This window comes from Streptomyces sp. L7 (assembly GCF_050990935.1).
In the GTDB taxonomy this organism is placed as follows: Bacteria; Actinomycetota; Actinomycetes; order Actinomycetales; family Microbacteriaceae; genus Leifsonia.
In genome coordinates, this window is record NZ_CP194644.1 from 677,661 (window position 1) to 690,944 (window position 13,284).

General features: G+C 70.0%; 16 protein-coding genes and 1 pseudogene. 12 read left to right on the forward strand and 5 right to left on the reverse strand.

Annotated elements, in window-relative coordinates:
- The first annotated feature begins 198 nt into the window (after window positions 1–198).
- From sufB to ACR5MH_RS03385, 6 genes are all read left to right on the forward strand, one after another.
- Window positions 199–1,617, forward strand: coding sequence for a Fe-S cluster assembly protein SufB (gene sufB / locus ACR5MH_RS03360; protein WP_431345961.1), 1,419 nt, complete (start codon window positions 199–201; stop codon window positions 1,615–1,617).
- A 1-nt stretch (window position 1,618) separates the two neighbouring features.
- Window positions 1,619–2,806, forward strand: a complete 1,188-nt coding sequence (sufD, locus tag ACR5MH_RS03365; RefSeq protein WP_433862279.1) for a Fe-S cluster assembly protein SufD — start codon at window positions 1,619–1,621, stop codon at window positions 2,804–2,806.
- Entirely contained in the window at window positions 2,806–3,135 is a 330-nt protein-coding gene (locus ACR5MH_RS03370; RefSeq protein WP_431345963.1) for a non-heme iron oxygenase ferredoxin subunit, read from the forward strand. The genes sufD and ACR5MH_RS03370 overlap by 1 nt, the downstream gene beginning before the upstream one ends.
- Before the next feature lie 4 nt (window positions 3,136–3,139).
- Complete coding sequence (gene sufC, locus ACR5MH_RS03375) at window positions 3,140–3,934, forward strand: Fe-S cluster assembly ATPase SufC (RefSeq protein WP_431345964.1); 795 nt, start codon at window positions 3,140–3,142, stop codon at window positions 3,932–3,934.
- A 27-nt stretch (window positions 3,935–3,961) separates the two neighbouring features.
- The gene (locus ACR5MH_RS03380) at window positions 3,962–4,291 is read left to right on the forward strand and encodes a metal-sulfur cluster assembly factor (RefSeq protein WP_179605846.1); all 330 of its coding nucleotides are present in this window, start codon (window positions 3,962–3,964) and stop codon (window positions 4,289–4,291) included.
- Between the two features lie 152 nt (window positions 4,292–4,443).
- Window positions 4,444–5,994 carry an ABC-F family ATP-binding cassette domain-containing protein gene (locus ACR5MH_RS03385; RefSeq protein ID WP_433862598.1) on the forward strand — a complete coding sequence of 517 codons (1,551 nt, stop codon included), beginning with the start codon at window positions 4,444–4,446 and terminating at the stop codon, window positions 5,992–5,994.
- Window positions 5,995–6,064: 70 nt separating this feature from the next.
- Here the strand turns inward: ACR5MH_RS03385 and ACR5MH_RS03390 are convergent, their stop codons facing one another.
- From ACR5MH_RS03390 to ACR5MH_RS03400, 3 genes are read right to left on the reverse strand one after another with little or no spacing between them, the layout of a single operon-like run.
- Entirely contained in the window at window positions 6,065–6,931 is an 867-nt protein-coding gene (locus ACR5MH_RS03390) for an SURF1 family cytochrome oxidase biogenesis protein (RefSeq protein WP_431345966.1), read from the reverse strand.
- Entirely contained in the window at window positions 6,928–7,152 is a 225-nt protein-coding gene (locus tag ACR5MH_RS03395) for a hypothetical protein (protein WP_431345967.1), read from the reverse strand. Before ACR5MH_RS03395 ends, ACR5MH_RS03390 begins: the two co-directional genes overlap by 4 nt.
- Window positions 7,149–7,508, reverse strand: a complete 360-nt coding sequence (locus ACR5MH_RS03400) for a DUF3099 domain-containing protein (RefSeq protein WP_431345968.1) — start codon at window positions 7,506–7,508, stop codon at window positions 7,149–7,151. The genes ACR5MH_RS03395 and ACR5MH_RS03400 overlap by 4 nt, the downstream gene beginning before the upstream one ends.
- 75 nt (window positions 7,509–7,583) lie before the next feature.
- Between ACR5MH_RS03400 and fabG the strand changes: the two genes are divergently transcribed.
- The 6 genes from fabG to ACR5MH_RS03430 all read left to right on the forward strand — a co-directional run bounded on the left by fabG (window position 7,584) and on the right by ACR5MH_RS03430 (window position 11,382).
- Window positions 7,584–8,294 carry a 3-oxoacyl-ACP reductase FabG gene (gene fabG, locus ACR5MH_RS03405; protein WP_431345969.1) on the forward strand — a complete coding sequence of 237 codons (711 nt, stop codon included), beginning with the start codon at window positions 7,584–7,586 and terminating at the stop codon, window positions 8,292–8,294.
- Window positions 8,295–8,447: 153 nt separating this feature from the next.
- On the forward strand, window positions 8,448–9,011 hold the full coding sequence (locus ACR5MH_RS03410; protein WP_431345970.1) for a TasA family protein: 564 nt from the start codon (window positions 8,448–8,450) through the stop codon (window positions 9,009–9,011).
- 97 nt (window positions 9,012–9,108) lie between these two features.
- The gene (locus tag ACR5MH_RS03415; protein ID WP_433862280.1) at window positions 9,109–9,309 is read left to right on the forward strand and encodes a hypothetical protein; all 201 of its coding nucleotides are present in this window, start codon (window positions 9,109–9,111) and stop codon (window positions 9,307–9,309) included.
- Window positions 9,306–9,563 (forward strand): hypothetical protein, encoded by a 258-nt coding sequence (locus ACR5MH_RS03420; RefSeq protein WP_433862281.1) that lies wholly within the window; start codon window positions 9,306–9,308, stop codon window positions 9,561–9,563. Before ACR5MH_RS03415 ends, ACR5MH_RS03420 begins: the two co-directional genes overlap by 4 nt.
- Window positions 9,560–10,756 (forward strand): RCC1 domain-containing protein, encoded by a 1,197-nt coding sequence (locus ACR5MH_RS03425; RefSeq protein WP_433862282.1) that lies wholly within the window; start codon window positions 9,560–9,562, stop codon window positions 10,754–10,756. Before ACR5MH_RS03420 ends, ACR5MH_RS03425 begins: the two co-directional genes overlap by 4 nt.
- Window positions 10,756–11,382, forward strand: coding sequence for a hypothetical protein (locus tag ACR5MH_RS03430; RefSeq protein WP_433862283.1), 627 nt, complete (start codon window positions 10,756–10,758; stop codon window positions 11,380–11,382). The genes ACR5MH_RS03425 and ACR5MH_RS03430 overlap by 1 nt, the downstream gene beginning before the upstream one ends.
- Here ACR5MH_RS03430 and serB read toward each other — a convergent pair.
- Complete coding sequence (serB, locus tag ACR5MH_RS03435; protein WP_433862284.1) at window positions 11,327–12,010, reverse strand: phosphoserine phosphatase SerB; 684 nt, start codon at window positions 12,008–12,010, stop codon at window positions 11,327–11,329. The genes ACR5MH_RS03430 and serB overlap by 56 nt on opposite strands.
- Window positions 12,007–13,249, reverse strand: a pseudogene (locus tag ACR5MH_RS03440) (glucose-1-phosphate adenylyltransferase). The gene serB and the pseudogene ACR5MH_RS03440 overlap by 4 nt, the downstream one beginning before the upstream one ends.
- Between the last annotated feature and the right edge of the window lie 35 nt (window positions 13,250–13,284).

Genomic DNA, 13,284 nt, shown 5'->3' on the forward strand with positions numbered 1-13,284 from the left:
CGCGTGCCCGGAGGCGTTTCCTCGCTTGCGGCCGGGGCACTGTCGCCCATGTCCTCGATCATTTTAGGTAAGCACTGTGTTCGTACGCAGCAAAGCCACCCGCACAATCAAGACGCTCTCGGCGCCGGGCAGCCGCACGCCGCGGGAGGAATGAGCCGGACTGATATCCGGTTGAAGGTGGTAGGAAACGAGGTAGATATGTCAGACATCCTGATCGACCGGCCAGAACTCGCGAGCCTCGGGCAGTACGAGTTCGGCTGGGCGGACTCCGACGCCGCGGGCGCCTCCGCGCGTCGCGGGCTCGGCCCCGAGGTGGTGAAAGACATCTCCAACCTCAAGAACGAGCCGGACTGGATGCTGCAGCGCCGCCTCAAGGCCCTCCAGCTCTTCGAGCGCAAGCCGATGCCGACCTGGGGCGCCGACCTGTCGGAGATCGACTTCGACAACATCAAGTACTTCGTCCGCTCCACCGAGAAGCAGGCCCAGAGCTGGGAGGACCTGCCGGAGGACATCCGCAACACCTACGAGAAGCTCGGCATCCCCGAGGCCGAGCGTCAGCGCCTCGTCGCCGGCGTCGCCGCGCAGTACGAGTCCGAGGTCGTCTACCACCAGATCCGCGAGGACCTGGAGCAGCAGGGCGTCATCTTCCTCGACACCGACACCGCGCTCAGGGAGCACCCGGAGATCTTCCAGGAGTACTTCGGCACGGTCATCCCGGCCGGGGACAACAAGTTCGCCGCTCTCAACACGGCCGTCTGGTCGGGCGGCTCGTTCGTGTACGTGCCCAAGGGCGTCCACGTCGAGATCCCGCTCCAGGCCTACTTCCGCATCAACACGGAGAACATGGGCCAGTTCGAGCGCACGCTGATCATCGCCGACGAGGACAGCTACGTGCACTACATCGAGGGCTGCACCGCCCCGATCTACAAGTCCGACTCGCTGCACTCCGCGGTCGTCGAGATCATCGTGAAGAAGAACGCCCGCGTGCGTTACACGACCATCCAGAACTGGTCGAACAACGTCTACAACCTCGTCACCAAGCGCGCCACGGCCGCCGAGGGCGCGACGATGGAGTGGATCGACGGCAACATCGGCTCCAAGGTGACGATGAAGTACCCGTCGATCTACCTGATGGGCGAGCACGCCAAGGGCGAGACGCTCTCCGTCGCCTTCGCGGGCCCGGGCCAGCACCAGGACGCCGGAGCCAAGATGATCCACATGGCGCCGTACACGCAGTCCTCCATCGTCTCCAAGTCGATCGCCCGCGGCGGAGGCCGTGCCGGCTACCGCGGCGAGATCCGGGTGGACGCCAACGCGCACCACGCCGCGAACACCGTCCGCTGCGATGCGCTGCTGGTCGACTCCATCTCCCGGTCCGACACCTACCCGTCGATCGACATCCGGGTGGACGACGTGCAGCTCGGCCACGAGGCTACGGTCTCCCGCGTGAGCGAGGAGCAGCTCTTCTACCTGATGTCCCGGGGGCTCCCGGAGGACGAGGCCATGGCGATGATCGTCCGCGGCTTCATCGAGCCGATCGCTCGCGAGCTCCCGATGGAATACGCACTCGAACTCAACAAGCTCATCGAGATGGGCATGGAAGGCTCTGTCGGCTGATATGACGACCCCCAGCACACCGACGCAGACCCAGGAAGCGGCGCCGGCTCCTCGCCACCTGCGCGCGCCCGTCCCGGTCCAGACCCGCTCCGAGCGGTTCACCTCCACCCAGGTCGCCGACTTCCCGGACGTCACCGGCCGCGAGGTCATGTGGAAGCACACCCCGGTCGCCCGCCTCGCCGAGCTCATCTCGGGCGAGCTGGACGGCTCGCCGTACGTCTTCGACCTGACGCCCGCCCCCGGCGTGACCGCCTCCTGGATCGCCCGTGACGACGCCCGCGTCGGCGCCGCCGGCATCCCGGAGGACCGCGCCTCGGCGAACGCGTGGACGAACTTCGAGCAGGCCCTGCTCGTGTCCATCTCGGGCGACGAGCCGAAGGAGGCCACCCTCACGCGCGCGGCACTCGGCGGCCCCGCCCGTGCGGCGCACACCGTCGTGGAGGTCGCCCCCGGCGCCCACGCCACACTCATCCTGCAGAACAGCGGAGCGGCGCACCTGACCGAGAACGTCGAGTTCCTGCTCGGCGCCCACGCGAACCTCACGGTCGTCTCGGTGCAGGAGTGGGACGACGACGCCCTGCACGTCGCGGCCCACTTCGCCGAACTGGCCGAGGGTGCGCACATCAAGCACGTCGTCGTCACCCTGGGCGGAGGCGTCGTACGGCTGAACCCGTCGGCTCACCTCGCCGGCGCACGCGCCGACGCCGAGCTGCTCGGCGCCTACTTCGCCGACGCCTCGCAGCACCTCGAGCAGCAGGTCTACGTCCACCACGACGGCCCGGAGACCCGCAGCCGCGTCACCTACAAGGGCGCGCTGCAGGGCGAGGGCGCGCGAACGGTGTGGATCGGCGATGTGCTGATCGGCCCGAAGGCCGTCGGCACCGACACCTACGAGCAGAACCGCAACCTCGTGCTCACCGACGGCGCGCGCGCCGACTCGGTTCCGAACCTCGAGATCGAGACCGGCGACATCGTCGGCGCCGGCCACGCCAGCGCGACGGGACGCTTCGACGACGAGCAGCTCTTCTACCTGCAGTCGCGCGGCATCCCGGAGGACGAGGCGCGCCGCCTGGTCGTTCGCGGCTTCCTGTTCGAGATCGTCCAGCAGATCGGTTCGCCGGCGCTCCAGGAGCGCCTGCAGGCCGCGATCGAGGCCGAGCTCGCGGTGTCCGTCACGGCGGCCGGCTGATGGCGGCCTCCCGCGTCGCCGCCGCGGCCGAACTGGTCGAGAACCAGGCGACCCGCGTGGTCGTCGACGGCGTTCCGATCGCGATCGTCAAGGACTCGGCCGGCGACATCCACGCCATCGGCGACACCTGCACGCACGGCGAGATCTCCCTCGCCGAGGGCTTCGTCGAGGGCGAGACGCTGGAGTGCTGGGCGCACGGCTCCCAGTTCTCGCTCGTCACCGGCAAGCCGCTCAACCTCCCGGCCTACGAGCCGGTTCCCGTCTTCCAGGTCGAGGTCATCGACGGAGACGTCTATATCGACCCGACCGTCACGAAAGAGATTCAGTAAGCACATGTCAGTCCTCGAGATCCGCGACCTGCACGTCACCGTCGAGACGGACCAGGGCACCAAGCCCATCCTCAACGGCGTCGACCTGATCATCCGCGAGGGTGAGATCCACGCCATCATGGGCCCCAACGGCTCGGGCAAGTCCACCCTCGCCTACACGATCGCCGGTCACCCGAAGTACAAGGTCACCCAGGGCACCATCACGCTCGACGGCGAGGACGTCCTCGCGATGACCGTCGACGAGCGCGCCCGCGCCGGCCTGTTCCTCGCCATGCAGTACCCGGTCGAGATCCCCGGCGTGACCAACACCAACTTCCTCCGCACCGCCAAGACCGCGATCGACGGCCAGGCGCCCGCCATCCGCACCTGGGTGAAGGACGTCCGCGAGACGATGGGGCAGCTCCGCATGGACTCCTCGTTCGCCGAGCGCAACGTCAACGAGGGCTTCTCGGGCGGCGAGAAGAAGCGCAACGAGATCCTCCAGCTCGAACTGCTCAAGCCGAAGTTCGCGGTGCTGGACGAGACCGACTCCGGCCTCGACGTCGACGCGCTCAAGGTCGTGTCGGAGGGCGTCAACCGCGCCAAGGCCAACACCGGTCTCGGCATCCTCCTGATCACGCACTACACGCGTATCCTCCGCTACATCAAGCCGGACTTCGTGCACGTGTTCGTCGCCGGCCGGGTGGCCGAGGAGGGCGGTCCGGAGCTCGCCGACCGCCTGGAGGAGGAGGGCTACGACCGCTTCGTCGACGCCCCCGAGTCCGCGTCCGCCTCTGCGGCCGAGCTGGCCGAGGCCTGAGCGACGGCCCGGAGGTAGAATCCGATCATGCCCGCCACGCTGAGCCCCGCCCTCTTCGACCAGGTCGAAGAGGCGCTCAAGAACGTCATGGACCCGGAGCTCGGGATCAATGTCGTCGACCTGGGCCTCATCTACGACCTGGCCTGGGATGAGGAGAACAACGCCCTCATCATCTCGATGACGCTCACGAGCGCCGGCTGCCCGCTGACCGACGTGCTCGAGGAGCAGACCGCCGAGAGCCTCGACGGCATCGTCGAAGCCTTCCGCATCAACTGGGTGTGGATGCCGCCGTGGGGCCCCGAGCGGATCACCGACGACGGCCGCGACATGATGCGCGCCCTCGGCTTCGCCATTTGACTTTCTCCCGCAATCCGTTCCTCGCTTTCTCCCGCTGCGCCCCGGCGTGTCGCGGCAGAAAGTGAGGAACGGATCGCTGGTTTCTGAACGTAAGGAATACTGCTGTGCTTGCCGTGCACGATCTCGAGTTGCGTGTTGGTGCGCGCCTGCTGATGGAGGGCGTCAGCTTCCGCGTGGCCGACGGCGACAAGATCGGGCTCGTCGGCCGCAACGGCGCCGGCAAGACCACCCTGACCAAGGTGCTCGCCGGCGACCTGCTGCCGACGGCCGGCAAGGTGGACCGCTCGGGCGAGCTCGGCTACCTGCCGCAGGACCCGCGTTCGGGCAACCTGGACGACCTCGCGCGCACGCGCATCCTCGATGCCCGTGGCCTCGGCTCGATCGTCCTCGGGATGCAGCAGGCCACGCACGACATGGCGAGCGACGACGCAGAGGTTTCCGCCGCGGCCATGAAGAAGTACGGCCGGCTGGAGGAGCAGTTCCACATGCACGGCGGCTACGCGGCCGAGGCGGAGGCGGCCTCCATCGCCTCCAACCTGAACCTGCCCGACCGCATCCTCGACCAGCCGCTGAAGACCCTCTCCGGAGGCCAGCGCCGCCGCATCGAGCTGGCGCGCATCCTGTTCTCGGACGCGCGCACGATGATCCTGGACGAGCCGACGAACCACCTCGACGCCGACTCCGTCGTGTGGCTGCGCGACTTCCTCAAGAACTACTCCGGCGGCTTCATCGTGATCTCGCACGATGTGGAACTGGTCGGCGAGACGGTCAACCGGGTCTTCTACCTGGACGCGAACCGCCAGGTCATCGACATCTACAACATGGGCTGGAAGAACTACCAGCGCCAGCGCGCCGCCGACGAGGAGCGCCGCAAGAAGGAGCGCGCCAACGCCGAGAAGAAGGCGTCTGCGCTCCAGCTCCAGGCCGCGAAGTTCGGCGCCAAGGCGACCAAGGCCGCTGCCGCGCACCAGATGGTCGCCCGGGCCGAGAAGCTGCTCGCCGGCCTGGACGAGGTGCGCCAGGTCGATCGGGTTGCGAAACTGCGTTTCCCGACCCCTGCGGCGTGCGGCAGGACGCCGCTCGCGGCCTCCGACCTGTCCAAGAGCTACGGTTCGCTGGAGATCTTCACGGCCGTCGACATCGCGATCGACCGCGGGTCGAAGGTCGTCGTCCTCGGGCTGAACGGTGCGGGCAAGACCACGCTGCTGCGGATGCTCGCCGGCGTCGACAAGCCCGACACCGGCATGGTGGAGCCCGGCCACGGCCTCCGCGTCGGCTACTACGCGCAGGAGCACGAGACGATCGACGTCGAGCGCTCCGTGCTGCAGAACATGGTGTCGTCGTCACCGAACCTGACCGAGACCGAGGCGCGCAAGGTGCTCGGCTCGTTCCTGTTCACCGGCGACGACGCGCACAAGCCGGCCGGCGTGCTCTCCGGCGGCGAGAAGACCCGGCTCGCACTGGCGATGATCGTGGTGTCCGGCGCGAACGTGCTGCTGCTGGACGAGCCGACCAACAACCTGGACCCCGCCAGCCGCGAGGAGATCCTCGACGCGCTCGCCCACTACGAGGGCGCTGTCGTGCTGGTCAGCCACGACGAGGGCGCGGTGGAGGCGCTGAACCCGGAGCGGGTGCTCATCCTCCCGGACGGCGTCGAGGACCACTGGAATCGCGACTACCTCGACCTGATCTCGCTGGCGTAGCCCCACGACGTTCGTGCCGAATCGCGACTCTGACGCGCTCGGAGCCGCGATTCGTGCCGAATGTCGGGGCCTAGTGGGTGTCCAGGAGTTCGTCTTCGACGTCGGCGTCGGTGCGTCGGAGCGCTCGGCGGCGGGCGCGCTCGGCGGCGCGGGCCTGCTCGGCCGGGTCGTGCTCGTTGCGCTTGCGGTACTCGGTGCGGAGCGCGTAGCCGAGACCGAAGAAGCCGATCAGCGCGAAGATGATCCACTGGATCATGTACGACCAGTGCAGCCCCTCGTCCTGCGTCGGCGGATCGGTGACGGTCGGCGTCGGCGCGCTCGCGGGGCTCGGCTTCTGCGAGGCGAGCAGCCCATACGCTCCGGTGTAGACGTCAGCGCCGCCGAGCTTCTGCTTGACGACCGAGAGCTGGATGGTGCCGACCTGCATCCCGACGCCGGTGCGGCCCTGGATGGCCGGCTCGCTGGCCTTCAGCCGTGCGATGACGGTCACGGTTCCGGAGGGTGCGGCCGGCACGTGGTCGGGCTGGTCCGTGTTGCTGCCGGTGGGCACCCAGCCGCGGTCCACGATGAACAGCGAGCCGTCGGCGGTGCGCAGTGGGGTGAGGACCTCGAAGCCGGGGGAGCCGTTGAACGGGCGGTTGCGGGCCAGGATCTCCTTGTCCTTCTCGTAGGTGCCGGTCACGGTGACGCGCGTCCACTCCTGCGAGGGGGAGTAGGCGGTGAGCGACGGCAGCTCCTGGTCGAGCGGGACGGGGTGCGAGTAGAAGTTGGCGGAGATCAGCGCGTTGGCGGCCGCGGCCTCCTTGCTGCGCGCGAGCTGCCAGTTGGAGAGGAAGCCGCAGGCGATGGCGAACACGATCGCGAAGGCCAGGTAACCGAACCAGCGGCGGGAGATCGCGAAGCTCCAGCCGACGGACTTCTGCTCCGGTGCGCTCACGCTGTCGTCCGCTCAGCGCCGACGGGCAGGACGGCGACCGGGAACTGACGCGCCGCGAGGAACTCGCGCAGGTAGTCCACGTGCTCGCCGCACGCCAGCCACGCCTTGACCCGGTCGGCGGTGTGGATGCGCGGGTTGCGCCACTCGATCCGCCACGACGCGGTCTCCCGGCAGCCGGCGCGCGAGCAGGTGAGCGGCTCGGGATCACCCAGTCCGATCACTCGTCCTCCTCATGCGCGTTCGCACCGTGCGTGCTGCCGTGCGGCTCGTCGCCGGGCTGCTCGCCCGTGTCGTCCCGGCGCCTTCCGGGCGGGGGCGCCATCGGAAGGATATTGCCCGGACGCTGTGCTTCCGCTTCATGCGGCTCCGCGCCGACGTTGGCGATGACCACCGCGAAGTACGGCAGGAACACCGCGCCGATCAGCGGGATGGCCGCCCACGGCCAGCCGAGGAAGATCGCGACGACGAGACAGACGATACGGACTCCCATGGCGACGGAGTACTTGATCATCCGCCGCTTGCGCTCTTCGTCCGGCGAGAGCGGGAGATTGGTGATGGACGGGCGTGGCTGCTTCATGTGCGTTGACACCAGACTACGTCCATAAACTGGTACCGGCCCGCTCCGGGCCGAATCATCGAAAGGATCGTCTGCATGACCACGCCGCGCACTGTGCTCGTCACCGGAGGGAACCGGGGGATCGGCTACGCGATCGCCGAGGAGTTCCTCGCTCAGGGGCATCGCGTGGCGGTGACGGCGCGTTCGGGCGAGGGCCCGGCCGGCGCGCTCACGGTGCGTGCCGACGTCACCGACGCGTCCTCCGTCGACGCCGCCTTCACCCAGGTGGAGGCCGAGCTCGGCCCGGTCGAGGTCGTCGTGGCGAACGCCGGCATCACGAAGGACACCCTGCTCATGCGCATGAGCGACGAGGAGTTCGACTCGGTCGTGCAGACCAACCTGGGCGGCGCGTTCCGCGTCGTCAAGCGCGCCTCCAAGGGCATGCTCAAGGCGCGTTGGGGTCGCATCGTGCTCATCTCGAGCGTCGTGGGTCTGTACGGTTCCGCAGGGCAGGTCAACTATGCGGCCAGCAAGGCCGGGCTGGTCGGCATGGCCCGCTCGATCACGCGCGAGCTCGGCGCCCGCGGGATCACGGCCAACGTGGTCGCCCCCGGCTTCATCGAGACCGACATGACCGCCGCCCTCCCGGAGGCGCAGCAGGCCGAGTACAAGCGCAACATCCCGGCCGGCCGCTTCGCCTCGCCGAACGAGGTGGCGCGCGTGGTCGCGTGGGTCGCGGGGGACGACGCGGGCTACGTGTCCGGCGCCGTGATCCCGGTCGACGGCGGCCTCGGGATGGGGCACTGAGAGAGCCCTCGCGGCGCGTCCCGTGACGCCGCCCGCGCGGGTGGTGCCCGGGTGATTTTCTCGCATATCGAATAGAAATGTGAGGTTTCTCGGGAGTAGGTTGCCTCCTGTCCGACGACGACGACGGACGACGGCAACGATCCGGAGGTCTCGATGGCTCTCACACTCACGCCCCGCACCAAACTCCTGGCCGCAATGGGCATCGTGCTCAGCGCGGCGGTCGGCCTGACGCTCGCCGCGTTCACGGACTCGGGGAACGTGCAGACGACGTTCACCTCCGGGTCCCTCGACCTGAAGTTCGACGCGGACCAGGACGGCAACCCCACCGACTACATGGTGGACTTCAGCGCGGGCTTCGACAACCTGGCGCCGGGCGACACGGTCGACCGCGACCTCCAGGTGTACAACTCGGGCACGATCGACGCGGACGTCGCGCTCGCGGTCCCGCAGATCACGAACAGCGCGGGGACGCCGGCGTCCGCACTGCAGGACGAACTCGCCGTGGTGATCACCGACACGACAGTCCCGGCGTCGCCGGTGACGCTCTACACGGGGCCGCTCACGGGCGCGACCTTCAGCGTGCTCGACATCGGCTCGGGCGGCTCGGCGAAAGGGCGCACCCTACACTTCGCGGTGACGCTCGACCCGGCGGCGGGCACCGAGGTCGCAGGGCAGACCATCACCGTCGTGCTGCCCTTCACGGCCACCCAGGCGTGATCGACTCCGCGCCCGTGCGGGCGTCGATCGTGACCGATCCTCCCGGCGCGTCCTGGACGGGCCTCAAGCCGGGGACCACGTCACGGCGAGCCTGACGGTGACCAACACCTTCGCCTATCCGGTGGAGCTCAGCGGCGTCGTGAGCCGGGAGGGCGTGCTGACCGTCGGCGCGCATCCACTCCAGGTGGGCTTCGACATCGTCCGGAGTACGGACGCGGGAGGGGCACGACCGGCGCGTGCCCCCTCCGCGCCGACGCCCTCCCGGCGGACACGCACGCCCGGGTGCTCGTCGACGTGACCTTTCCCCAGGCCGCGGGCAACGAATACCAGAACGCGTCGGGGCAGGCGACCCTGTTCCTGACGGCCACGCAGATCACACCGGAGGAGTGCGGCGGAACGGTGGCCGCACCGCCCGCGGGCCGTGGCCCGGGCGGCCTCGCCGAGACCGGGCTCGACCTCTCGCCGACGCTGCTGGTCGCCGTCGTCGTCGCCCTCGCCGGGTGGGCGATCCGCGCGGCCGGACGGCGGCGTCGGGGGAGGACGGCGTCGTGAGCGGCCGGCGTACGGCCGCGCGGGTGCTCGCGGTGGCGTCCGGGATCCTCGCCGCCGCCTCCCTTCTCGCTGTGGCGCCGGGGAACACCGCGGATGCGGCCTTCACCGCGACGGGCGGAGTGCGGGCCTCGTTCGCGAGCACCGCCGCCGTCCCGCTCGACTTCGCGGGCGTCGACGCCGGCGACGACTACTCCCTCGGCTGGACCGCCGACGGCCGGCTGTACGCGTGGGGTGCGAACGACAGCGGGCAGCTCGGGGTCGGCGACTACACGGCGCGCCCGATCCCCACCCTGGTGCCGTTCCCGTCCGGGGCGGCGGTCGCCGAGGCGTCCGCGGGCATCAACATGTCGATCGCCGTCACGACGACGGGCGACGTGTACACCTGGGGCAACAGCGACGTCACGACCGGGGTCACCCGTCCGGCCCTCGTCCCGAGCCTGTCCGGCCTCGGGGTCGTCGGCGCGTCTGCGGGCGGCTACTTCTTCCTCGCCTGGACGTCGAGCGGACAGCTCTACTCCTGGGGCACTTCGGGAGGAGGGCGGCTGGGCCGGCCCGCGTCCGCCGACCTGTACACGCCGGGCCTCGTGACGGCGCAGGGACTGGACACCCGCTTCGTGACGAGCGCGTCCGCCGGCCGGTTCTTCGGGATCGCGTCCGTGGACGGCGGGACGGCCGTCGCCGGGTTCGGGACCCTGTACGGCGCGACCGGCGGCGTCACGTTCAGCGGCCTCCCGCCGGACTCGCCGGTCAGCGGGCTGATCGCGGGCAACGCGTTCGTATTCGCCTGGACAGCAGACGGCCGGCTCTACTCGGGCGCGTCCACGTCGGCGCTCGCGCAGGAGACCACGCTCGCGGGAACCCATGTCGTGAGCGCGGTTGTCAGCGTCCCGTCGACCGGAGCGAGCTCCTTCTACGCCTGGGACGACCAGCACACCCTGTACGCCTGGGGCCTCAACACCTCGGGACAGCTCGGGCTCGGCGACACCGCCGACCGGGCGTCGCCGACCGCGGTGGCGCTCCCGCCGGGGGTCACCCTGCTCGCCGTCGCCGCGGGCAGCGCGCACGCGCTGCAGATCGCGACGGGCGGCGAGTTCTCCGCGGCCGGATCGAACTCGTCGGGGCAGCTCGGCACCGACGACACGGCGTCGCGGACCTCCTTCAGCACCCCGGTGCTCATCGTGCGGTGGCCGTGATGGGCCGTCCCGCCACGCAGGGCCGCCCCGCCGGCCTGGGCCGCCCCGCCGGCCTGAGCCGCCCCGCCGGCCTGGCGCTGAACGTGGCGGCGGTGCTCGGCCTCCTCTGCGTCGCGGTGGCCGCTGTCGCGATGCTCACCGGGATGCGCATCATCATCTTCTCCACCGGATCCATGGCGCCGACGACCCCGGCCGGCTCGCTCGCCGTCACCCTGCCGATCGCCGCGCCCGACATCGCGGTGGGCGACGTGATCAGTGCGCCACGGGCAGGCGACGGCGCACTGGTCACACATCGCGTGGTGTCGATCGACCACGCGACGGGGCTGTGGCTCGTCTCGATGCGCGGCGACGCCAACAAGGCGTCCGACGCCGCCCCCTACGACGTGACCGACGGCGCCCAACGGCTCGTCTGGTCGGCGCCAGGGGTGGGCGCGGCGATCGCCCAGGTGCGCTCGCCCTGGATCCTGGTGGCGACGCTCGCGCTGCTCGGGCTGATCGCCATCCCGTCCCGGCGGCGGGCGCACCGGCATCGCGCGGGTCGACGGGAGGCCGCCGACCTGCGCACGGCCGTCAGCCCCGCAACCCCAGCAGCGGCAGCACCTGAGCCAGGTCCTGCCGGTCGATGACCAGGTCGGCCTCCTCGCGCACGCGCGGCTTGGCGTTGAACGCGACGGCGAGCCCGGCCTCCGCCATCATCCGCAGATCGTTCGCGCCGTCGCCGATCGCGACGGTCTGACGCAGGTGCACGCCGGACTCCGCCGCCCAGAACAGCAGGGCCTGCGCCTTCGCGGCGGCGTCGACGACGGGGCCGTCGACCTCGCCGGTCAGCACACCGTCGGCCACGGCGAGCCGGTTGGCGCGCCAGTGGTCCAGGCCCAGCCGTTCGCCGAGGGGGTCGAGCAGCTCGTGGAAGCCGCCGGAGACCACCCCGACCTCGCCGCCCGCGGCCTGGACGCCGGCGATGAGCTCCGGCACGCCGTCGGTCACGCGGATGCGCTCCCCGACGCGCTCGAAGACCGAGACCGGGAGGCCCTCCAGGGTTCGGACGCGCTCGCGCAGGCTCTCCTCGAAATCGAGCTCGCCGCGCATGGCGCGCTCGGTGATCTCGGCGACCTCGGTGCGCGAGCCGGCCTCCTCGGCGAGCAGCTCGATCACCTCGTCGTGGATGAGGGTCGAGTCGGCGTCGAGGACCACCAGGAAGCGGGCGGCACGCTCGGAGGGACGGACGCCGTCGTGTTGGTGACCGGGCGTCATGGGAGGACGTGCACTCCCTTGCCGACCACGGTGATGCCGGACTCGGTGACCGTGAAGCCGCGCGCGCGGTCGCGCTCGGGGTCCACGCCGATGCGCGCGCCCTCCGCCACGACCACGTCCTTGTCGAGGATGGCCCGGCCGACGAACGCGTTCGGCTCGATCAGGGCGCGGTCGAAGACGACGGAGTCGATCACCTTGGCTCCGGAGGCGACAGTGGCCCACGGGCCGAGCACGCTGCGCTCGAGGTGCGCCCCGGAGATGACGGAGCCCAGCGAGACGATCGAGTCGATCGTGGTGCCCAGCGCCCCGCGGCCGTCGCGCACGATCTTCGCCGGGGGAGTTGAGCACCTGGCTGAAGATCGGCCACTCCCGGTTGTAGAGGTTGAACACCGGCAGCGCCGAGATGAGGTCCTGGTGGGCCTCGAAGAACGAGTCGATGGTCCCCACGTCGCGCCAGTAGTACCGGTCGCGGTCGGTCGATCCCGGCACGTCGTTGTTGTTGAAGTCGTAGACGGCGGCCTCGTTCCGCGCCACGAAGTCCGGGATGATGTCCCCGCCCATGTCGTGGTTGGAGTCGGGTCGGTCGCCGTCGCGGACGACCGCGTCGATCAGGGCGTCGGCGTCGAAGACGTAGTTGCCCATCGAGGCGAGCACCTCGTCGGGAGAGTCCGGCAGGCCCACCGGGTCCTTCGGCTTCTCGCGGAACGCCGCGATCCGGTCGGGCTTGCCCGCGTCCACCTCGATGACGCCGAACTGGTCCGCGAGCGAGATCGGCTGACGGATCGCCGCGACCGTCGCGGGAGCGCCCGAGTCGATGTGGGCCTGCAGCATCTGGTTGAAGTCCATGCGGTAGACGTGGTCGGCGCCGACCACCACCACGATGTCGGGCCGCTCGTCGCGCAGCAGGTTGAGACTCTGCAGGATGGCGTCGGCCGAGCCGCTGAACCAGCGTTTGCCGAGCCGCTGCTGGGCCGGCACGGACGCGATGTAGGAGTTGAGCATCCCGTCCAGCCGCCAGGTCTGCGACACGTGCCGGTCGAGGCTGTGCGACTTGTACTGCGTCAGCACGACGATCTGGCGGAACTGGGAGTTGATCAGGTTGGACAGCGCGAAGTCGATGAGCCGGTATTGTCCGCCGAACGGCACCGCGGGCTTGGCGCGGTCGGCGGTCAACGGCATCAGCCGCTTCCCTTCGCCGCCCGCGAGCACGATGCCGAAGATCTTCTTGCCTGCTGCCATAGGCACCACAGTAGAGGCATCCGGGGGCTGTACTA